The organism is Tetzosporium hominis (assembly GCF_002265435.1).
Lineage (GTDB): Bacteria > Bacillota > Bacilli > Bacillales_A > Planococcaceae > Chryseomicrobium > Chryseomicrobium hominis.
On the sequence record NZ_NOKQ01000220.1, the window covers coordinates 122,039 to 141,567 of the forward strand.

The 19,529-nt window shown below is 42.3% G+C and carries 20 protein-coding genes and 1 riboswitch; of the genes, 8 read left to right on the top strand and 12 right to left on the bottom strand.

The genetic code is table 11. The features are described from left to right. Window positions 1-42: 42 nt before the first annotated feature. Window positions 43-1,257, top strand: coding sequence for a NupC/NupG family nucleoside CNT transporter (locus CF394_RS10270; RefSeq protein ID WP_094943723.1), 1,215 nt, complete (start codon window positions 43-45; stop codon window positions 1,255-1,257). A 320-nt stretch (window positions 1,258-1,577) separates the two neighbouring features. On the opposite strand, the gene CF394_RS10275 is transcribed toward CF394_RS10270, so the two are convergent. The 3 genes from CF394_RS10275 to CF394_RS10285 are packed head-to-tail and all read right to left on the bottom strand — an operon-like array spanning window position 1,578 to window position 4,130. Further along, window positions 1,578-2,501 carry a glycine betaine ABC transporter substrate-binding protein gene (locus tag CF394_RS10275; RefSeq protein ID WP_243370802.1) on the bottom strand — a complete coding sequence of 308 codons (924 nt, stop codon included), beginning with the start codon at window positions 2,499-2,501 and terminating at the stop codon, window positions 1,578-1,580. Between the two features lie 16 nt (window positions 2,502-2,517). After that, on the bottom strand, window positions 2,518-3,153 hold the full coding sequence (locus tag CF394_RS10280; RefSeq protein ID WP_094943726.1) for an ABC transporter permease: 636 nt from the start codon (window positions 3,151-3,153) through the stop codon (window positions 2,518-2,520). 8 nt (window positions 3,154-3,161) lie between these two features. After that, window positions 3,162-4,130 carry an ABC transporter ATP-binding protein gene (locus CF394_RS10285; RefSeq protein WP_094943456.1) on the bottom strand — a complete coding sequence of 323 codons (969 nt, stop codon included), beginning with the start codon at window positions 4,128-4,130 and terminating at the stop codon, window positions 3,162-3,164. Between the two features lie 87 nt (window positions 4,131-4,217). On the opposite strand from CF394_RS10285, the gene CF394_RS10290 reads away from it, so the two are divergent. Together CF394_RS10290 and CF394_RS10295 are read left to right on the top strand one after the other, a co-directional pair. Then, window positions 4,218-4,781: a hypothetical protein gene (locus CF394_RS10290; protein WP_094943458.1), complete on the top strand. Its 564-nt coding sequence runs from the start codon at window positions 4,218-4,220 to the stop codon at window positions 4,779-4,781. A 21-nt stretch (window positions 4,782-4,802) separates the two neighbouring features. Continuing rightward, the gene (locus tag CF394_RS10295) at window positions 4,803-5,702 is read left to right on the top strand and encodes an acetamidase/formamidase family protein (RefSeq protein ID WP_094943460.1); all 900 of its coding nucleotides are present in this window, start codon (window positions 4,803-4,805) and stop codon (window positions 5,700-5,702) included. A 36-nt stretch (window positions 5,703-5,738) separates the two neighbouring features. Here the strand turns inward: CF394_RS10295 and CF394_RS10300 are convergent, their stop codons facing one another. Further along, a complete protein-coding gene (locus tag CF394_RS10300) occupies window positions 5,739-6,713 on the bottom strand; it encodes a class I SAM-dependent methyltransferase (RefSeq protein ID WP_094943461.1) in 975 nt (324 codons plus the stop codon). A 75-nt stretch (window positions 6,714-6,788) separates the two neighbouring features. Beyond that, the gene (gene pepF / locus CF394_RS10305; protein ID WP_207761707.1) at window positions 6,789-8,597 is read right to left on the bottom strand and encodes an oligoendopeptidase F; all 1,809 of its coding nucleotides are present in this window, start codon (window positions 8,595-8,597) and stop codon (window positions 6,789-6,791) included. 136 nt (window positions 8,598-8,733) lie between these two features. Between pepF and CF394_RS10310 the strand changes: the two genes are divergently transcribed. Further along, window positions 8,734-10,215, top strand: coding sequence for a phytoene desaturase family protein (locus CF394_RS10310; protein WP_243370807.1), 1,482 nt, complete (start codon window positions 8,734-8,736; stop codon window positions 10,213-10,215). Window positions 10,216-10,232: 17 nt separating this feature from the next. Here CF394_RS10310 and CF394_RS10315 read toward each other — a convergent pair whose 3' ends face one another. Both CF394_RS10315 and CF394_RS10320 read right to left on the bottom strand, forming a co-directional pair. Next, complete coding sequence (locus tag CF394_RS10315) at window positions 10,233-11,042, bottom strand: amidase (RefSeq protein WP_133079824.1); 810 nt, start codon at window positions 11,040-11,042, stop codon at window positions 10,233-10,235. A 106-nt stretch (window positions 11,043-11,148) separates the two neighbouring features. Further along, window positions 11,149-11,238: riboswitch (cyclic di-GMP riboswitch) on the bottom strand. Window positions 11,239-11,399: 161 nt separating this feature from the next. Further along, window positions 11,400-11,621 (bottom strand): hypothetical protein, encoded by a 222-nt coding sequence (locus tag CF394_RS10320; RefSeq protein WP_094943468.1) that lies wholly within the window; start codon window positions 11,619-11,621, stop codon window positions 11,400-11,402. 225 nt (window positions 11,622-11,846) lie between these two features. Here CF394_RS10320 and CF394_RS10325 point away from each other — a divergent pair, with 225 nt between their 5' ends. Further along, window positions 11,847-13,037, top strand: a complete 1,191-nt coding sequence (locus CF394_RS10325) for a CynX/NimT family MFS transporter (protein WP_094943469.1) — start codon at window positions 11,847-11,849, stop codon at window positions 13,035-13,037. 52 nt (window positions 13,038-13,089) lie between these two features. Here the strand turns inward: CF394_RS10325 and CF394_RS10330 are convergent, their stop codons facing one another. Together CF394_RS10330 and CF394_RS10335 are read right to left on the bottom strand one after the other, a co-directional pair. Beyond that, window positions 13,090-14,697 (bottom strand): ABC1 kinase family protein, encoded by a 1,608-nt coding sequence (locus CF394_RS10330; RefSeq protein WP_094943471.1) that lies wholly within the window; start codon window positions 14,695-14,697, stop codon window positions 13,090-13,092. Window positions 14,698-14,812: 115 nt separating this feature from the next. Next, window positions 14,813-16,534 carry a mechanosensitive ion channel gene (locus CF394_RS10335; protein ID WP_094943472.1) on the bottom strand — a complete coding sequence of 574 codons (1,722 nt, stop codon included), beginning with the start codon at window positions 16,532-16,534 and terminating at the stop codon, window positions 14,813-14,815. 204 nt (window positions 16,535-16,738) lie between these two features. On the opposite strand from CF394_RS10335, the gene CF394_RS10340 reads away from it, so the two are divergent. Next, window positions 16,739-17,044: a DUF3243 domain-containing protein gene (locus CF394_RS10340; RefSeq protein ID WP_094943727.1), complete on the top strand. Its 306-nt coding sequence runs from the start codon at window positions 16,739-16,741 to the stop codon at window positions 17,042-17,044. Between the two features lie 14 nt (window positions 17,045-17,058). Then, the gene (locus CF394_RS10345) at window positions 17,059-17,292 is read left to right on the top strand and encodes a YczO family protein (protein ID WP_094943474.1); all 234 of its coding nucleotides are present in this window, start codon (window positions 17,059-17,061) and stop codon (window positions 17,290-17,292) included. Between the two features lie 45 nt (window positions 17,293-17,337). Here the strand turns inward: CF394_RS10345 and CF394_RS10350 are convergent, their stop codons facing one another. Beyond that, the gene (locus tag CF394_RS10350; RefSeq protein WP_094943475.1) at window positions 17,338-18,162 is read right to left on the bottom strand and encodes an STAS domain-containing protein; all 825 of its coding nucleotides are present in this window, start codon (window positions 18,160-18,162) and stop codon (window positions 17,338-17,340) included. Between the two features lie 13 nt (window positions 18,163-18,175). Continuing rightward, window positions 18,176-18,505, bottom strand: coding sequence for a bacillithiol system redox-active protein YtxJ (gene ytxJ, locus CF394_RS10355; protein WP_243370822.1), 330 nt, complete (start codon window positions 18,503-18,505; stop codon window positions 18,176-18,178). A gap of 107 nt (window positions 18,506-18,612) precedes the next feature. Between ytxJ and CF394_RS10360 the strand changes: the two genes are divergently transcribed. Beyond that, window positions 18,613-19,077, top strand: coding sequence for a YusW family protein (locus CF394_RS10360; protein ID WP_094943478.1), 465 nt, complete (start codon window positions 18,613-18,615; stop codon window positions 19,075-19,077). A gap of 33 nt (window positions 19,078-19,110) precedes the next feature. On the opposite strand, the gene CF394_RS10365 is transcribed toward CF394_RS10360, so the two are convergent. Next, window positions 19,111-19,344 carry a hypothetical protein gene (locus CF394_RS10365; protein ID WP_094943480.1) on the bottom strand — a complete coding sequence of 78 codons (234 nt, stop codon included), beginning with the start codon at window positions 19,342-19,344 and terminating at the stop codon, window positions 19,111-19,113. Window positions 19,345-19,529: the final 185 nt, after the last annotated feature.

Genomic DNA, 19,529 nt, shown 5'->3' on the forward strand with positions numbered 1-19,529 from the left:
TTTTCGCGATCTTGCACACTAAACGAAAAGAAGGTGCACATGTTGAATATTCTCTGGGGTCTTGCAGGTATCGTTGTCGTCCTTGGAATTGCATTTTTACTGTCTTCGGCAAAGAAATCTATTAAACCACGAACCATTCTGGGTGGTTTAGCTATTCAAGTTCTTTTTGCTTTTATCGTTTTAAAATGGGAAGTGGGGCGTGAAGCTCTATTAGGATTAACCAATTTGGTTCAAAGTATGATCAGCTATGCAAATGAAGGGATTGCCTTTGTCTTCGGTCCTCTTGGAGATGCGGAAAATGGAGTCGGGTTTGTCTTCGCATTCCAAGTACTTGTGATCATTATTTTCTTCTCTTCTCTAATCTCTGTTCTTTACTACCTTGGCATCATGCAAATCATCATTAAATTTATTGGTGGTGGGCTATCTAAGTTACTAGGTACAAGTAAAGCGGAATCTGTTTCAGCTGCAGCGAACATCTTCGTAGGACAAACGGAAGCGCCTCTGGTGGTTCGTCCCTTCATCTCTAAAATGACGCAGTCAGAATTGTTTGCGGTCATGACAGGAGGACTTGCTTCTGTAGCAGGTTCTGTTCTAGTCGGATATGCGCTACTCGGTGTACCACTTGAGTATTTGTTGGCTGCAAGTTTCATGGCAGCACCAGCGGGTCTGATTATGGCAAAAATGATGATGCCCGAAACAGAAGAAGTGGATGATACGAACTTTGAGATGGAAAAAGATACAAATTCGGTCAACGTGATTGATGCAGCAGCAAACGGTGCAAGTGACGGTCTTCGTCTCGCGTTGAACGTGGGTGCGATGTTGATTGCATTTATTGCCTTGATTGCTTTGATCAACGGTATTCTAGGATTCTTCGGAGGCCTTGTAGGGGCACCGAACCTCTCTCTTGAATTGATTCTTGGATACATCTTCTCACCTCTTGCTTTTGCGATTGGTGTCCCATGGGTAGAAGCAGTTCAAGCAGGATCATTCATTGGGCAAAAGCTTGTATTAAATGAGTTTGTAGCGTACTCTTCATTCGCACCAGAAATTGCAAACTTGTCTCCTAAAACAGTAATTGTTGTCAGCTTTGCACTTTGTGGATTTGCAAACTTGAGCTCGATGGCAATCTTACTTGGTGGTCTTGGAGCACTTGCACCAAACCGTCGTCCGGACATCGCACGTTTAGGTATTCGTGCAGTAGCAGCAGGTACACTAGCTTCGCTACTAAGTGCAGCTATTGCGGGGATGTTCTTTTAACTCTTAGATGTGGAACAGGCTTGCCCAGAAGCTCCTCGGGAATCGGGCGTGCCCTGTGAGGCGTTTTGTGCCTCATAGGGTGCGTTCGATTTTTGAGTGTGCTTCTAGCCTGTGCAACTCGATTTCACCTAGATGTGGAAGGCGTTCGCTCAGAAATGCTTCGGAAACCAGGCGCACCAATTGAGGCGCTCTTTGCCTCGGTTGGGGTGAATGGTTTTTGAATGTATTTCTAACGCCTGCAACTCGATTACGCTTAGATGTGTAGAACGCCGCTCTAAAATACAAAAAACTCGATTCCATCGCTGGAATCGAGTTTTTTTCTACTCTTCGATTAATCCTTTTTCAATCAAGAAGTCACGCGCTACATCTTCAGCTTTGTCTCCGTCGATGTCCACACGAGCATTCATCGCAATCATTTCTTCTTCAGAAATCATTCCTGCTAAACCGTTGATTAGTTCTTCTAAATCCGGGAACTGCTCAAGTGTTTCCATACGAACGATTGGGGCTGCGTCGTATTTCGGGAAGAAGCCTTTGTCGTCTTCTGTCATCTGCAAGTTGAAGCGTTCAATACGACCATCTGTTGTGAAGGCCGGAATCACGTCTACATCGCCATTTTTCAGTGCTTCGTACATGATGTTAGGATCTAAGCTCTCTGTAGACGAGAATTCAAAACCATACGTTTCGCTTAAATCATCATAGCCATCACCTTGACGCTCGTAGAACGAGTGAGGAGCACCGAAAATCATATCTTGTGATTTTGATAGTTCTGCTAAGTCGCTATACGTTTCTGCAGAGATTCCGCTGTCTTCTGTATAAGCAAGTGTATAGGTGTTCTCAAAACCAAGTGGTTCTAACCAAGTCACTTCGAATTCCTCTTCATAACCTTCTTTTACTCGATTGAAGACGTCTTCTGAACTTTCTCCCACTTCAGACTCAAGTTTCAACACGTCTTTCAGTCCGGTACCAGTGTACTCGACATAGATGTCAATATCGCCCTTTTCAATTGCTGGAGTTAAAATCGCCACTTCGCCAAGTCCTTCTTGGTACTTGATGTCGTAATCCGAATTGGCTTCTAAATATTGCCCGATGATCTGTGGCAGAATAAATTGCTCTGTCCAAGGCTTTCCTCCGATGACGATTTCGTTGTCGCCACCTTCGCCTCCAGTTGAATCATTTCCACACGCTGCGAGAATTAGTGCAGAGGCACTCATCGTCACAAACATTCCCTTTTTCCATGTCTTCATTGTCATTTCCTCCTTGTTATCGGTTCATCCCTTTTGGGGTACTTCGCTTTTCGACCCACTTGAGTGTGAAATCAAAGAATAATGCTATAAATGCAACAGGAAGAGCTCCTGCCAGTACCAATGAGTTGTTGTAAGATTGAAGACCTCGGTAAATCACGTCTCCAAGACCACCTGCTCCTACGAATGTTCCTAACGTAGCAATACCAACCGTTAATACAGTAGCCGTACGAATACCTGCCATGATGAATGGCAGAGCGAGTGGCATTTGTATGCGCCACAGAATATCTCCTTTGGTCATTCCCATACCGGTCCCGGCTTCAATAATGGAAGAATCGATTCCCGTGATTCCGGTGTATGTATTGCGTACTATCGGTAGTAGGGCATAGATCGTTAAAGCGATTAAAGCCGTTGTAGAACCAATCCCGATAAGAGGGACGAGGAATCCAAATAGAGCCAGACTCGGTATCGTTTGAAAGACTGCAGTTACCCCGATGACAGGTTCCGCAAATCGTTGGTAACGAGCCACAAGAATACCTAGAGGTAATGCAATCAGTAAGCCTATAAATAACGCTACAAAAGACAGGTACATGTGTTGAACAAATGACTCCCAAATCAAGTCACTTCGAGACTGTACGGTATCCCAAAACTCCATCCATGCACTCATGCGCCCACCTCCTGATTTGTTGCGCTTTGTAACAGTGTAAAGTGATCGATGAAACCGACCAATTCATTTCCGTTTGCGACCATCAAATGACTCACTTGATGTTTCTCAAATTGTTGAATCGCTTCTCGAACAGTTGCCGTATTGCTGATCCGGAAAGAACGAATTGCAGGGTCAAGCTCTTTTTTGTAATCGAGTGGTAGGGTATGCAAAGGTTGGTCCAGCCAAGAACGATTTTTTTGAAGTCTTTCGGCACCAATGAACTGCGTCACGAATTCGTTGGCGGGTTTTTGAATGATTTCATCAGGCGTGCCCATCTGTTCAATTTTCCCATTGCGCATCAAGATGATGCAATCTGCAACTTTCAGTGCTTCATCCATATCGTGCGTAACGAACACGATTGTTTTTTTGATTTTCTGTTGCAAGGAAATCAATTCATCTTGGAGTTGTTCACGACTGATTGGGTCCAGTGCGCTGAATGGTTCATCCATCAATAGAATAGAGGGATCGGCTGCAAGAGCTCGAACAAATCCGATCCGCTGTTGCTGGCCGCCAGACAGTTCAAGAGGGTAACGCTTTAGATACGTATCGGGGTTCAGGCCAACTAAGGACATAAGTTCTCTGACACGGGCATGTGTCTTTTCTTTTGGCCACTTTTTAAGCTGAGGAACGAGACTAGCATTTTTTTCAATTGTCATGTGTGGGAACAAGCCGATGCGCTGGATTACATATCCGATATCGCGCCTGAGCTCAACCTCGGGTATACTAGAAATAGGTTTGTTATGTATAGAAATGGTACCAGATGTTGGTTTTTCCAATTGATTGATGCACTTCATTAGTGTCGTCTTCCCGCAGCCGCTGGGTCCGATGACAACCGTTAAACTGCCTTCCGGAATCGTCACGTTGATGGAATCTAAAGCTTTCGTGCCGTCCGGAAAAATTTTCGTGACATCTTGTAGCTCAATCATATGCAGTCTCCTTTCAAAACAAAGTTGGAAATAGTACTTTTTATACCCATCTATGCAGCCGAGTAAACGACAACAGGAGAGATTTTCATGAGAAATTATGGTCCACGACATGTCTTTATGGCAATTGCTATCTGCTTGCTGTTATTTTCACCTATTATTTGGTTATTGGCTCCCGTTATTGTTACAGAGACCGCTTATTATGTTCGAGACGGTTTATTTACATATGTCTACCCGAAAAGCTATTGGATCTATGGAATCGCAGTTGGAGCACTGGTGGCTGCACCTTTATTATTATGGATTTTAAATGTGAAGAAATGGACGGTTGGTGTTTCTTTAGTATTGCTTGGAGTAGCGGGCGTTTGTTTTTATGGTGCTGCTTTAGGGTATTTTCAAATCACAGAGGAGAGCATTGTATACCGCTATCCTTTTGAGACGGAAACACGACAGTACGAGTGGAACGATGTAGAAGAAGTCATTTACCACGTTCGTCCTCCGGAAGCGGAAGACCCTTCGTGGTACACATTCCGATTTAAAGATGGAGACTCGACTGAAGTCAATGAGACTCGTTTTGTCACTCAAGCGCAAGGGAAATTGAACTCTTTGATACGAGGACAAAAAATTCCTTTGACGTATGATGAGCTTGAAAATTAGTGCTGGAGGCGATGGATTGTTATGAAAGTCATAGAAAAGACTGAAGGGAAAATTTATTCATTTTCACCAAATCACGAGCCGATCTATCGTGCGAAGTCTGGTGAAAGTCTAGTTATTCAGACATATGATTGCTTTACGGATCAAATTAAATCAGAGAAACAACCACTTAGTGAGCTCGATTGGGATCAGATCAATCCAGCCACTGGTCCCATTTATGTAGAAGGTGCAGAGCCTGGCGATGCACTTAAAGTCACCATCTTGGCTATTGAGACTGATGTTAAGGGTGTCATGATGGTGGGGCCTGGACTGGGAACATTGGGAGACCAAGTGGAAGAGATGAAAGTGAAAGTGATGCATGTTCGCTACGGTCGTGTGTTATTTAATCAGCTGAGTTTACCAGTTAGAAAAATGATTGGCGTTATCGGTGTCGCTCCAAAAGAAGGAGAGATTAACTGCGGAACTCCAGGTGCGCACGGTGGCAATATGGATAACCGAATGGTGACAGAAGGCGCAACCCTGTATTTCCCAGTCAACGTGTCAGGGGCGTTATTCGCGCTAGGAGATCTTCATGCAGCGATGGGAGACGGTGAAGTTTCAGTTTCTGGTGTGGAAGTAGCAGGGACAGTGACCGTGAAGCTGGAAGTGGTCAAAGGCTTGAAAGTGGAACATCCTATCCTTGAGAATGCGAGAAACTTTACACAGATTGCTTCAGCAGAGACGTTAGATGAGGCATCTAAGCTCGCGACAGACCTTCTAGTGAAGCGCCTTGTTGCGTATACGAATTTATCGTTTGAAGACGCGTTAATGTTGATGAGTGCTGTCGGTCATGTGGAAATTTGCCAGATTGTAGACCCACTCATGACGGTCCGGGCCGTCTTCCCGAAATCTATATTGGATCAATTAGAAATTACACTACTATAAAAAAACGAGCCAATCCGTTATGGATGGCTCGTTTTTTCACTTAATGACTATAGAATACCAGCCGCCCTCTTTGACGATTGGCTTCAGGCTCGTCACCTTACGACCAATTGCAGCCGCTAATACTTCTACGTCTTCCGCAGTCGGGAGACGGTGAAGGTTCTCGTGGACAGATAGGAAGTTATTGAAGGCTGCTGAAAACTCTTGACCGTGCTCAGACAAGTAAAGAGGAGTAATCAATGAGATGCCCCCGTCTTTGTCGAGCAGACCTTCAATGTTTTTCATTAGTTCCATGCGCTCTACAGGTGAGAAGTAATGAAGAAGGTTGTGCATCATAATACATTTGAAGGTCTTGCCTTCATTGTCCCATTCTCTTAAGTCCTGCTGCTCAATACGAACGTTGCTCAAGTCTTTCGTATTCCGTTTTGCATCTTCAACGACTGCCTTATTGAGGTCGATTCCCACGAACTCTTTATGAGGAAACTCTTCTGCTAGTCGGCGGATGTAGCCCGCATTCCCGCAACCAATATCAAGGATGGTCTCACAACCGATTTCTGAAACGACTTTTTTTACGGCACGGTAGCTGATCTGTTCGATGAAAGAAGAAGTAGTGGCGACAGCCGTTCCGTGTTCATCTCCATCAAATGTTCTGCGAGGCGTCTCGCCTTTTAGGACAGGTGCATAGTCCATCAGCGACGGAATATGTAGTTCCATAAGTTCAACAAGCAAGTCACCGATGGCAACGTCACTAGATTTTGAAAAATACTGTTTCATTTGGGAGCTTGGATAGACTTTATCGCCCTTTTTCTTAAGGTGTCCGAGAATTAGACCGGTTTGTACCCAGTTCTCCAAAAGCTCACGGTCTTTCACATGGGCGCCAACCGTCCCGTTCTGTTGCAGTTCATCAAAGAAGTTCAAACGGTATCCAAGATAAGCATGCCATGTCGGTAAAAACCCTTCATTTTGTTTCATCCATTTTCTTGCTTCCCAAACGCGTTTCCATTGTCTAACCATACCGTCCACTCCTCACTTTATTAGAAAACGACCTAGAATCTAGGTCGTTTCAGAAAGACAGAAGCGGACAGAGGATTAGTTCTGAGCTTCTATCTCGTTTGTTAATTTTTCAAGTTCATCAATCAGTTCACCAATGTAAGAGATGGTATCGCGTAATGGCTTTTCAGTCGTGATATCCACGCCTGCCATCTTCGCAAGCTCTGCAGGTTTTTTCGTGCCACCTGCTTGTAGAACTTGTAACCATTCATCTACAGCTGGTTGACCTTCTTCTAGAATACGCTTAGATACTTGAGTTGAAATTGTCAGACCAGCACTATACGTGTATGGGTAAAGGCCCATGTAATAGTGAGGTTGACGCATCCAAGTCAGTTCAGCGCCTTCTGTAATTTCTACAGTATCGCCCCAGAACTGCTCAAGAGTTTCACGTTTTAGTTTGTTTAATGTTCCTGCATTTACATTGTTCCCTGAATCAACTAGTTCATAAACCTTTCTTTGGTAATCTGCTTCTAATAAATGTGTGACAAAGTTGTGATAATATGTGCGCGCCACAATCGATGAGATCACCCAGCGTTTGAATTGAGGATCATTTGACGTGCTCAATAAGTGATTCGCCATCAACATTTCATTCATAGTAGACGGAGCTTCGATGAAATAAAGCGATGGACGTGAGTTAAAGATATTTTGGTGTTTGTGAGCATTGTAGAAGTGACCTGCATGCCCTAGTTCGTGAGCAAGTACAAATACTTCATTCATCTTGCTAGACCAAGAGATCAAGATATACGGATGGTGACCGTAAGGACTTGAACAGAAGGCGCCTGTAGATTTTCCTTTGTTGTTTGCAAAGTCTGTCCAGCGCTCATCAAAGGAACGATTGACCATATCGATATAGTCTTCGCCCATGATGCCTAGTGCGTCTTGCATATATTTACGAGATTCTTCAATCGTTACTTCTGGCTCGTAGCTTGGGTCTAAAGAAATTTTAAGGTCCGCAAACGTCATCTTCTCTAAACCGTGAACACGCTGGAGAAGCTTCGCGTACTTGCGCATATGTGGTGCTAGTTCGTTCATGATCAAATCGATTTGACGGTCGTATAAGGAACGGTCTACTTCTTGGTTGAACAACAAGTAGTCAAAGACACTCTTATAACCGCGAAGGTCTGCCACTGTCTTTTCACGCTGAATGTGCATGTCGTAAGTTTTAGCCGTTGTATGTTGGTATTGACGCAATTTCTCAGAGAATGCATCGAATGCGGCACGGCGAACTTCTGCATCATTCTCCGTCTCTAATTCGTTTTCAAACGCTACATAGCTGAGACCGTGTTTTGTTCCATTCACTTCGAAATCTGGGAAGTTCATGTCGACCATTTTCGTTGTATTGTACAGCTCGTAAGGGCCGTCAAATACAGTAGAAAGAGCAGCTAGTGTCTTTTCTACTTCAGGGTGCAGCTGATAAGGTTTTGCACGAAGCAATTCCTCTAAATAATGGCTATAGTCATCCGATTGATTTTTAGCTTCTGTTAACACGTCTTCTGAAAGGTTTAGCAGGTCACTCTCTAAGAAAGCCATCTGGCTCCCTAGTTGAGCCGAGACAGAACCAAATTTGCTTGCACGCATCTGTGCTTCTTCGTTCGTCTGATCGACGCTAAGTGCAAGGCTTGCATATGTGCCGATAGGAATGATTTGTTTGTAGATGTCTTCGTAGGCTGCTACAGCTTTCACTACATCCTCAGCAGTTGTAATGTTTCCTTGGTACGTCTTTTCAAACGAATCCACGCTTTCTTTCACTTTGGCGATGGCAGCGTTGTAATCTTCTTCTGTTGCAAATAGGTGTGTTAAATCCCAAGTTTCTTGTGTTGGGATCTCGTTACGATTTGGTAAACTCATGATTTCTCTCCTAACTATTACGGTTTTCGAATCAATAGTAAGTATACCGATTAATCAGAAAAATAGAAAGTGTCAGGCAAGGAAATTGCGTTTTATGCACGAGTTTTTTACTGTAAGAAGAAAAGGGGGAAGTGTGATGAAGCGAGTCGTTGTAGTAGGTTCCGGAATCGGCGGATTGACAGCTGCCGCTCTAGTGGCGAAAGAAGGATACGAAGTTACAGTTCTTGAAGCTATGACAGAGCTTGCAGGGTGTGCAGGAAAGTACCAGCGCCACCCATATGTCTTTGCTGCTGGAGCGACGCTAGGGATGGCTTTAGAACCAGGAGGTATCCACAATCGAGTGTTTCGCAAGTTAGGCATCGAGACGGAAGCGGACCGGTTGGATCCGGTTATGGAGCTCCATCATCCTGAAGTCTCTATTCCATATTACGCAGACCGGGAGAAGCACGTAGAGACATTATGTACGGCATTTCCGAATCATGCTTCATCTATCGGAACATTTTATAAAGAAGTGTTTCAACTCGCTACTACAATTCGAACTTTAATGGATCCGCTACCTGTCATGCCTCCTAAGCGGCTGGAAGATCTAACACAGGTTGTCAAATCCCTGAGACCTGTACATATGCGTCTTGTACCTATCTTACTTCAACCACTTGAGGCACTTCTAAGGAAACACGGACTGGATCAGGCCGAATCGTTTCGTCATGTACTCGATGGAATTTTGATTGATAGCATGCAAACGACTTCTCGGGAAGCATCTGCTTTGTTCTCGTGTATAGCTCTAGATATTTACCATGAAGGAGCCTACTATGTGCCAGGAGGTCTCTACAAGTTTGGAGAGTGGTTGGCAGCTTCAGTGAAGCAGTCAGGAGGGACCATCAAGAAACCACGTCGTGTGAGGAAGCTGACTCGAAACGGAGGGGGCTGGGTAGTAGAAGATCACCGTGGTAAAACTTATGAGACGGATTACGTCGTATTCAATGGAGATCCTCGGCAACTGGAGGTCCTTTTAGAATCTCATCAATGGGAGCAGTTAGCTAAACCGTTGCAAGCGATGCCTGACAAAACTACTTGGGGAACTTATTCGTTATACATCGCGATTGACTGTACTAAGCTACAAAAGCCTTTGCGACCGTTTCAGCAAATTTCCCATGGCGCGAACGGTGAGATGGATGAAGGATGGCATTTCTTTGTTTCAGCATCCAAACCAGAAGATGTTTTGCGCGCTCCAGAAGGGTATCAGACAGTCACTATTTCAACGCATACCGATTTACAGAAATGGAAGACGAAAGAACAGTATGACAGCTACCGAGAGCTTATGAAAAATCGGATTTTAGAAGCAGTAGAGCTTTATTATCCAGGCTTTCGTGACGCGATTGATGTGTTAGAAGATGGGGCACCGAGAGGCTGGGAAAACTATACGCTACGGACTGAGGGGTACGTAGGAGGGTTCGCGCAGACGCCTTGGCATGCATTGTTCGGCGCTGCATCACACAGATCAGGCTTGCCGGGACTCTATCTGTGCGGAGACCACATTTTTCCCGGAGGCGGAACGATAGGAGTAACCACAAGTGGCTTGCATGTGGCACGTTCTATCACAAAAAAGAGGCTGATATGAGTCAGCCTCTTTGCTAGTTAAGGTTGTAAAGTCATCCAGCTACCAACATGGTGAACAGAAATCCCTGCAAATGAAGAGTACCCCCAAAACGCAGTTTGTACATCTACAAGTGCGCGCTCCATTGCCGCTTCTCCTTCTTCATGGAAGCTGATGAATGGATAGTCTACCGATTGCATCGTCTCTACCCCTACTCGAACTTTCTTTCCGTACTGTTGTCCCCAAGCCATTTCTTTAGTAGAAATTTCGATAATCGCTTGAGCCGTATCGCGATAGGACATTAGGGCGACCCCATCAGTAGATTTGATGGACCATTCTGCTAAATTTCCTTTCCCATAAGCTGCGTTATTGTAGAGAATCTCATCAAACCAAAATGGGATGTCTGCTTCAAAACGAAGATTTTTTGATTTAGAAAAATTGGCCAATTCAACAATGACATCTTGGAAGCTGCGTACCGTAGCGCCTCGTTTGGTTTCCCATTCTGCCAACGCATAAGGCTCAATATCTACATGAATTCCATCAAATTTAGCTGTAGCTGGAGCATATGTCTGGTAGTTGCTAAGCCAGTTCTTGAAATTATTTTTAGCTTTAGCACCCGTCTTATTGATCCAATTTGGAGCCCCATCTAAAGCCAAGACTTTCATATTCAACTTGTGTGCCCCTTGAATAAAAGCATGGTACTTCGCTTTTGGAATGTCGCGATCAATTTGTACAAAGACGGTATTGATATCTTTTGCAGCTAAAAAATCTAAAGTCGTTTGAGGTTGCTCATAAAACATCCACGGATTCCATAACCAAGTTGCGCGATCTGGAGTTTGTGCTTGAGCCATAGTAGGTGTGCCTCCAAGGAGAAAAATAAAAAGGAAGAAGAGTGTAGTAAATTTTTTCATAAAGAATCCCTCCGAGTGATTAAATGCACCAGTCATCCTGAGGGATGGTGGCAACCTGACGACCGTACATTGTTTCCAATGGGTAGGCTCATGGCTTTGCGTCCTTGTCTTTCGAGCAAGTTTGCCTTTTTCATTATCTTTATGAATAGTATAGAACGGAAATTCAACTTTTCTAGATGCTAAACTTCATAATTGCGATGAAAATTTCCACAAATTTTATGAGAAACTAGGAGCATAGAAATACCCAGTAAAAAAACCCACAACAGAAACGTGTGGGCTTTAGTAAAAAAGGTAAGATTACTCTGAATCCTCTTCATCATTCATATCATCTTCTGCTTCATCGACTTCTTGTTCAACTTCTTCTCCAGCGTCATTCACATCTTCTTCAACTTCTTGCTCTGTTCCATCATCGACATTGTCTTGATCGACGCCGTCGCCACAACCTGCTAATAGTCCAAGAGATAAGAATGCGGCCGCGCCGACTTTCCACCATTTTTGACCTGCTGCTAATTTTTCCATTGTAATTCCTCCTAAAGGGTAGTTTGAATTCGTTTGTATTTCCTGTGATGTAAGTGCTTGATTAGAAAATACCCAGGTCACGAAATAGACAAACCTTTGTGCATGAAAATAGGGCGAATCACATAGAAAAAATCAGAGGTCTGACATCTGGAGATGAAATAGTGTATACTAAATAAGGTTTGAAAAAAATTATTAGTATTAGCGTATATAGAAAGTAGGATAGCTATGACAAAATCAACGAAGCAACAGGGTCTCTTGTTGTTTATTCTCGGTATTATCTTTTTGTCACTGACACTTCGGTCGCCATTAACAGCAGTGGGACCAGTAACAGAATTTATTCAAAATGGATTGTCGATGTCTACGACATTGGTGGGCCTTCTAACAACAATCCCGCTCTTGGCATTTGCAGTTGTTTCTCCTTTTGCTCCTAAAGTGGCGAAGCAAATCGGCACAGAAGCCACTCTTTTATGGTCAATCGTCTTATTGATTGCAGGTATTGCTTTGCGCTCGGGTGGATCGGTCACTTTATTGATTTTTGGTACGGCAATTATCGGTGTTGCGATTGCATTTGGGAATGTCTTGCTTCCATCGATCATTAAAGACCGTTTCCCGCTTCACGTTGGACTATTAACTGCAGTGTTTTCTGTAGTAATGAACTTGTCTGCAGCGCTTGGAGCAGGTATTGCCTATCCAGTTGCCGCAGATACATCATTCGGCTGGCAAGGAGCTCTAGGTGTATGGGCGTTACTAGGTATCGTAGCAGTGGTTGTATGGTTGCCTCAGTTGAAGCATCGCAAGTCAGAGCCTGTTGATGCAGCAGCAGAAGTAGTGGAGAATCCGTCGATTCTAAAATCTTCTGTAACCTGGGCGGTTACTTTAATGATGGCGCTTCAATCTTTGATTTTCTATACAACAGCAGCTTGGTTACCGGCTATGTTGATTGAAAAAGGCATGAATCCAGACTCAGCCGGTTACATGTTGTCGTTCATGCAGTTCGCACAGCTTCCGATGACGTTCATTGCTCCAATTTTGGCATCTAAAATGGCAAATCAGCGACCACTAGTTTGGTTCTTCAGTGTTCTGTACATTGTCGGATTTACTGGATTATTACTTGATCCGAACGGTACATTAACGATTTTATGGATGATTTTGATTGGATTTGCTGGAGGAACGTCGTTTGCACTTACGATGATGATGTTCTCGTTGCGTACAAAAACAGCTATGGATGCTGCCGAACTATCTGGAGTGGCGCAGTCCATCGGATATCTTCTTGCGGCAGCTGGACCTGTGTTGTTTGCGTTTGTGAATGAAACAACAGGTAGTTGGTATGTGCCGACGATCTTATTCATTGTGACTTGTGTGCTTTTATTAGTAGTAGCACTTCATGCAGCAGGCAATCGATTTGTAAGAGAATAGAAAAAACAAAACTCGCTTCATCCACCTTTTAAATGTGGAAAAGCGAGTTTTTTTATCTCTTCTTGTAAAAACTTCGCAAAAAGACGATTCCAAAAACAGCTGAAGTGGTTGCGAGCCACACATGTTGGAAGAAGATGCCGGCAAAAAAAGCGATTAAAGAGATTGCTCCCATCACGGCATGTACCGCTCGATCCAAGAAGACATGCTGTACGCGTACTTTTTCTATAGTTGTCGCCTCAATTAATTTTCTAAGCCTCGCAGGTTCATCTAATAAAGAGTAAGCTTTTTGAAGTGGAATCGCTCCTTTTTGAAGCCAAGAAAAGAATCGCTCTTGTGAATCTGTTGAGTCCTGTCCAGTGGCTCGTTCTCGTGCCCAAGCTAGAATACGAGGCTTTCCTAATTCTAGTAGGTCTACATTAGGATCTAATGCGTGTAAAACACCGACGAAAGTTGTCAGAGCTCGACCGAAAAAGGCAAATTCAGCAGGTAGCTGAACAGGCTGGGTTCTGACAATGTAGCGGATATCTGTTAAAAGACGCTCCACTACATAACTATCCATCTTAGAAAGTTCGTTTGTTTCATAAGCATGAATCATTCGTCGAATGGTATCAGCAAGAAGCGGGCGATCCGCATTTGGTAATAAAAAGTTCAACTCTTCAAGCGCATCTAAAATCTGATCATCATTGTCTAGCAAAATCCCTTGGATGGCCTTAATAATGGAACGAGTTTGTGCGGGAGTGATAGAGCCGACCATGCCAAAATCTAAAAGTACAATCGTGCCGTCTGGTTGAATCATCATGTTACCGGCATGTGGATCTGCATGAAACTCTCCGCTACGTAGGACTTGTTCCATAAAGAGTAGAAACAATCTTTCAGTAACCTCTGTTGGATCGATTCCGTGTTGTTCCATAAATGAAATATTAGTAATCCGCGTTCCTTCAATCCATTCCATCACCAGCACACGACGTGTGGAGTATTCTTCAAAATAGATAGGGAAGCAAATTCCTTCTAAATCATTGAAGCGTTGATGGAATGACCGGCCGTGCTGCAACTCTTGAAGGAAGTCGAGTTCAGGTAGAAGAGTACTTTCCATTTCTCGATACAGCAAGTCAAAGTCAATCTGTTTAGTAAAGGTCGTGAAGCGTTTTGCTAACCAAATGACAACACGCATAGCCTTAAAATCATAACGAATGATGCGTTCAATACCGGGACGTTGGATTTTAATAGCGACATCTCTACCATCTAGTAATGTAGCTTTATACACTTCACCAATAGATGCTGAAGCGATAGACTCGTCAGAAATCTTAGTTACATATTTGGAGACGGGCCCGCCCCATTCCTCTTCGATGACTTTCATAGCGAGGTCACGCTCTACGGGAGGGACACGGTCCGTTAAACCTTCTAGTTCCTCAATAAATGCTTGTGGAAGAACATCGGCTCGTGCGGATAAAAACTGGCCGACCTTAATCATCAATCCACCTAAGTACAGGGCAGTTTCTTTGTATTCCGTTGCTTGTCTGACAATGAGACGCTCCCATTTCGCTTGGACGACAGGCGTAAAACGTCCTCGATACTTTCTTTGAAAGAAATAGACTTGTAGAAAAAATTTGATAGACATCCAGACTATACGATACATACGGTACCAGGCTACATTTTTCACTAGACATCGCTCCTTGTAGCTCTCATTATAGAGTGCTTGCCGCGAAGAGTCCAAGAACTCACTTAGCAAAAAAAAGACGAGCTGACTAGCAGCCCGTCTTTAAAACTCTTAATTGTTATTCGTTGCGATTTTCATCACGACGGTGATCTTCTGGTGAATCGTGATACGGATGAAGATCATTCGTTTCTGGTAAATTAAAGCCGGTATCTTGAGGTACATCTTGAGCTAAAGTGTCATCCGCATGAGCAGAAGTCCCGTGCATGAAACGCTCTTCTTCTTGAGCAGATTTCATATCGTCTTTAGCGTTTTCTTTCAATTCTTCTTTTTTTTGTTCGTAGTTTTCTTTGTCAACTTCTGCTTCATCAATTGATTTTTCCATACGATCCAAATAACGAGAAGCATGTTCGCGACCACCAAGACCGAAGGCTAAACCGAAGGCAAGAGCAACGCCGCCTAAGATTAAAATAAACGCAGACTGGATGATTCCAGGTGCAATTCCTAATTGACTAAGAGCCATGAAGAATGCAAATCCTAGAATCGCATATTTTGCTACTAATCGTAAGAAGTGTGGAGATCCTGAAGCATCTTTCATCAAGCTTCCTACAAGTTTTTCTGCAAGGTTTGCTAACCAGAAGCCGACTGCCAAGATCACTAGAGCTGCTACGACCATTGGAAGGTAAGCAAATACTGCACTACCTAGAGAGACCATAAATTCTAGGTTTACTAATTGAAGAGCTTCCATAACAAACAGTAAAACGATTAATACTTGAACAATTGTTCCGATGATAGAAGCTAAATCAAAGTTCTTAGCATTGCTAGAGTTTAGTCCCATCTTCGTTGCTAGATTGTTAATGCCAAAACCATTCAATAGATTTACTACGAAATCTTTCACGAATTTAGCTACATAAACACCTACGATGACTAAGATGATAGCCACAATAATTTGTGGAATCATAGACATGATATCGTTCAGCATTTCAATAGCTGGACCAGAGATTCCGTCTAAATCAAGGATTTCAAGTGCAGTGATTGTAATTGGAATCAAGATTAATACAAATGCAATCAAACCTGCGATTTTAGAAAGACTTGTATTTGAAGTTGTTGAATCATTTTTTAAATTCATCTTCTCTGTAAAGCGATCAATGCCTACAGAGTGTAAGAATTTCTCAACAAGATTACGAACAAGCTTCGCGATGAAATAGCCAATTGCGAATACGATAGCTGCCGAAACCAATTTAGGAATGAAGTTGATGAAGCTAGACAGCATATCCTCAAATGGACCACTCAATCCATCGATTCCTAAGGCATTAAGAATGGCTGGTAAGAACAATAAGAAAATCAGATAGTACGCTACATTAGCGACTGTGTCTGTCCACTTTGTTTTTTGTTCACCAGTTGTAGTCATCCCAGTCTTTTCACCAAGCTTATTGAAATCGACTTTGTTGCCAAGCATCTGGATACCTTTTTTAACTAAAGTAGCCAGTGCCCATGCGACTAGTAAGATTAAACCAGCTTTTAGAATATTTAAGAATGCACCAGTTAATGTATCATACATGTTCGCAAATGGAGCGGCGAATGTATGTAGGTTCAAAATATTGAAGAATAGAACAAATGCAAGTAGTAATAAGATAAAGAATACTACTTTACTAATAATCTTCTCGACTGACCATTTTGATTTTGTGTTACCTAGGCGTTCATTGAGATTCAGTTTACGCAACCCTTTGTAAACAAGCTTTTCAACAAATTTTGCTACAAAGTAACCAATTAGTAGTACGAGTAACGCTAGAAGTAAATCAGGTAAAAATGAAAGCATGTCACGAATGTAAAACTCATTCATCAATAAAATCTCCTCCTTTAATTCTTATGATTGTGGCTTTGCCAAGCTAGTAAACTATACCCAATATGATTTGACATAAACCCACTAACACGAAGGAATCAAATTTATGGAAATAGGTTTAAAGGAGAGAGTTATAGGAAAAACTGAAGATGTAAACCAGAAACACACTACTACATTAAAAACGAAGGGAGCTGGAACTTTATGATGGACAACATTCAAAACAAAGTACAAAACGAAATGGAAAACGTATCACCAGAAAAAAAGGAGCGTATCCTTCAAGATTTTGAACAGTTCAAATCGTATTTAGGGGATAAAGTGGCATTAGGCGAAAAAATGGGCCTAGGTGAAGAACAACTTGCTAAAACTGCTGAAGTGGTAGCTGGTTATTTATCTAAAAAAGAAGAACCACGTAATGCTGAAGAGAACCTTCTTCAAGAATTATGGCGTTCTGGAGACAAAGAACAGCAACACGCATTGGCACACATGCTAGTGAACATGGTACGTAAATAAGGAGGGAATCCTCAATGAAACACGAACCAAAAAAAGATCAAACTCAAGAAAAGCAAGACATCAAGGGCAGAATCATGGATAATCCTGAGGTCATGGAAACGGATCAGGAAAGTATTTATGATATGCACGATGACATGAAAACAGTGGATGCTATTCCAGTAGAGGAATTGAATCAAAAAGTGAAAGATGAAGAAAATCATCGTCACACTAAAGATTCGTCTTCTAGCGAAGAACGCTATCCAGAATAACTAAAAGAGTCTCCAGCCATTAGTGACTGGAGACTCTATTTATGTTTACTTTTTCTTTTCAATAGCTGCGAGAGCTTGTAAAACGGACCCAAATGTATGGAAATCTGAGAAATCAATGTTTCCTTGAACGATTGCCATAGTGATATTTGGTCGCATCCCTGTAAAATACAAATCAATACCGAGTAATTGCAAAACATTGTGCAATGTGAAGATATGCTGTGCGATCTCAGTATCAATGGTAAGGATACCAGAGAAATCGATGATTAAGTGATCAATCTCCATCTTCGGAATTTTAGGAATGACATAGTTTAAGATATAAGTCATTCGGTCGTAATCCACAATACCAATCAGTGGGAGTATGGCTACGCCTTCTTGTACAGGAACGATAGGAGCAGACAATTCATTGATTAACTTCTGACGCTCTTTTAGTTTTTCATTTTGATGTTTTTCGAAAGACTTGATAGACTGAACCATTGCAACATCTAATAAGTAGTTGAACCGGTTCATAATACGAACAATCTGAACGGGCCCTACTTCTAAATCAAGAGCCACTTGAGCAATATGTTTAGAATAGACAAGGCGATTTTGAGCAAAAGGCTCAATCGATTTCGAGAACTCCTCCATGTTTTGAGAGTTTGACTCACCTTGTTGTTCTGCCCATTTCAAAAGCTCATCTCCGGCTTCTTCATCCGTAGCAGGGAAAGAGCGAGCCATCATACGAAGGAACTCAGCGTTTTGTTGCCGTGCTATCTCAAATTGCTCTGGAGAAATTTCGAAAGTTACATTTTTTAATGCATCTTCAACAATTTTATCGACAAGTGACTCGGCGTTTTCTTGTAAGTAGTCACTAACGCGAACAATTTGATCCATAAGTGCCTCCTGATTAAACGAGAAAATCGACAGCGGATGCTAACGTTTCTTGTGTAATATCATAATGTGATTGGTCCCACTTTGCTAAACGGTGCATAACTAAGATAGCTTGGGGAGACTGGTGTTGAACATTTAAATCATCAGCCATTTCTAATGAAATGGGTCTGTTCTCAATGACCTTCACATAATAAACAGGCAAATCAGTTTCGAAATTTGAAACTTGTTTGTGAGCAAAGGCTGAAATCGGGCAAGTCGTACTGTGTTTAAAAATGAAGAATGGTTGATCTTCTGATTGTTCAAGAAGTTCTTTCCATTGTTCATGAGAAGTGATTTCTTGTAACATAGCCACTTTCTTCATTCCTTTCTGTATACATGTCTGACTTCAGTTTAACATAAAAAGATTAAGGGCAAACTATATTTAATCTGGACTATAGAAGGGATGATTGACACATGACAAAAAATTTTAAATGGATAACAGTAGTTACTAGCGTAAGCCTTCTTTTGTTAACAGCTTGTGGAGAAGCAACGGACAATACAGTAGAGACAGATCCAGCTGATTCTTCTCCAGTTGAATCAAATGAATCGGTAACACCAACGAATTATGGTTTTACAAGCTTTGACTTATCTATAGATACTCCGGATGACAATGATGCCATTGATGTGGATTATGAGACTGGGAGATCCGGAACTGAAATTGATTACCAAAATAAGTTGGAAGATACTAGCTTAGGTGGAGATGAAGCAGGCACAGCTCTAGATCCCATTTTCTCAAACCTAGAGATGACACCTGAGATGTCACAGGAGGAGATTATCTCAAAAATAACGGAAGCCTTTGGAGTGACAGACTATCAAGATTTTGAATTAGAAGTGGAGTTTGAGGATGGAACAGAAGTAAAGTGGGAAGATACTAAGTAAATATCAAAATAAAAAAAGGCCCAGGGCCTTTTTTTATTTTCCGAACAAGTCATCTAGAATGCCTTTCCCAGGCTGACCTTGGTGGCGCATCGATTCTGGAGTTTCCTGACCTACAGTGTCAGCGTCATTTTTTTGGCCTCTCATCGGCGTATTCGAGAAACTCTCAAATTGTTTAGCTAGCTTATCTCGAGACTGTTTGTTTCTCATTAAATATGCTGCTCCAAGTCCTAGTGCTGCTAATAATGCTTTATTGTTACGAGTTGCCATAAAAAATCTCTCCTTTTAACTTCAATAGTATTTGTTAGTTGTATTTTTCCCTCATCGACAACTAGTAAACATCACAGTTACATGACAAACATGACATTTTCTAGGAAAGGTTTAACAGAATGAAAAGTAAGGAATAGCATTCATAACACAAAAAAATTACCAAACATTACGAGGAGGAAAACGAA

Bases quoted from the DNA above. Each gene is read 5' to 3' on its own strand.
- ytxJ (WP_243370822.1), bottom strand. From the start codon at position 18,505: ATGTTACAAGAAATCACTTCTCATGAACAATGGAAAGAACTTCTTGAA.
- CF394_RS10325 (WP_094943469.1), top strand. From the start codon at position 11,847: ATGACAAAATCAACGAAGCAACAGGGTCTCTTGTTGTTTATTCTCGGT.
- CF394_RS10320 (WP_094943468.1), bottom strand. From the start codon at position 11,621: ATGGAAAAATTAGCAGCAGGTCAAAAATGGTGGAAAGTCGGCGCGGCC.
- CF394_RS10275 (WP_243370802.1), bottom strand. From the start codon at position 2,501: ATGAAGACATGGAAAAAGGGAATGTTTGTGACGATGAGTGCCTCTGCA.
- CF394_RS10295 (WP_094943460.1), top strand. From the start codon at position 4,803: ATGAAAGTCATAGAAAAGACTGAAGGGAAAATTTATTCATTTTCACCA.
- CF394_RS10300 (WP_094943461.1), bottom strand. From the start codon at position 6,713: ATGGTTAGACAATGGAAACGCGTTTGGGAAGCAAGAAAATGGATGAAA.
- CF394_RS10360 (WP_094943478.1), top strand. From the start codon at position 18,613: ATGACAAAAAATTTTAAATGGATAACAGTAGTTACTAGCGTAAGCCTT.
- CF394_RS10340 (WP_094943727.1), top strand. From the start codon at position 16,739: ATGGACAACATTCAAAACAAAGTACAAAACGAAATGGAAAACGTATCA.
- CF394_RS10280 (WP_094943726.1), bottom strand. From the start codon at position 3,153: ATGGAGTTTTGGGATACCGTACAGTCTCGAAGTGACTTGATTTGGGAG.
- CF394_RS10350 (WP_094943475.1), bottom strand. From the start codon at position 18,162: ATGGATCAAATTGTTCGCGTTAGTGACTACTTACAAGAAAACGCCGAG.
- pepF (WP_207761707.1), bottom strand. From the start codon at position 8,597: ATGAGTTTACCAAATCGTAACGAGATCCCAACACAAGAAACTTGGGAT.
- CF394_RS10285 (WP_094943456.1), bottom strand. From the start codon at position 4,130: ATGATTGAGCTACAAGATGTCACGAAAATTTTTCCGGACGGCACGAAA.
- CF394_RS10310 (WP_243370807.1), top strand. From the start codon at position 8,734: ATGAAGCGAGTCGTTGTAGTAGGTTCCGGAATCGGCGGATTGACAGCT.
- CF394_RS10315 (WP_133079824.1), bottom strand. From the start codon at position 11,042: ATGGCTCAAGCACAAACTCCAGATCGCGCAACTTGGTTATGGAATCCG.
- CF394_RS10365 (WP_094943480.1), bottom strand. From the start codon at position 19,344: ATGGCAACTCGTAACAATAAAGCATTATTAGCAGCACTAGGACTTGGA.
- CF394_RS10290 (WP_094943458.1), top strand. From the start codon at position 4,218: ATGAGAAATTATGGTCCACGACATGTCTTTATGGCAATTGCTATCTGC.
- CF394_RS10335 (WP_094943472.1), bottom strand. From the start codon at position 16,534: ATGAATGAGTTTTACATTCGTGACATGCTTTCATTTTTACCTGATTTA.
- CF394_RS10345 (WP_094943474.1), top strand. From the start codon at position 17,059: ATGAAACACGAACCAAAAAAAGATCAAACTCAAGAAAAGCAAGACATC.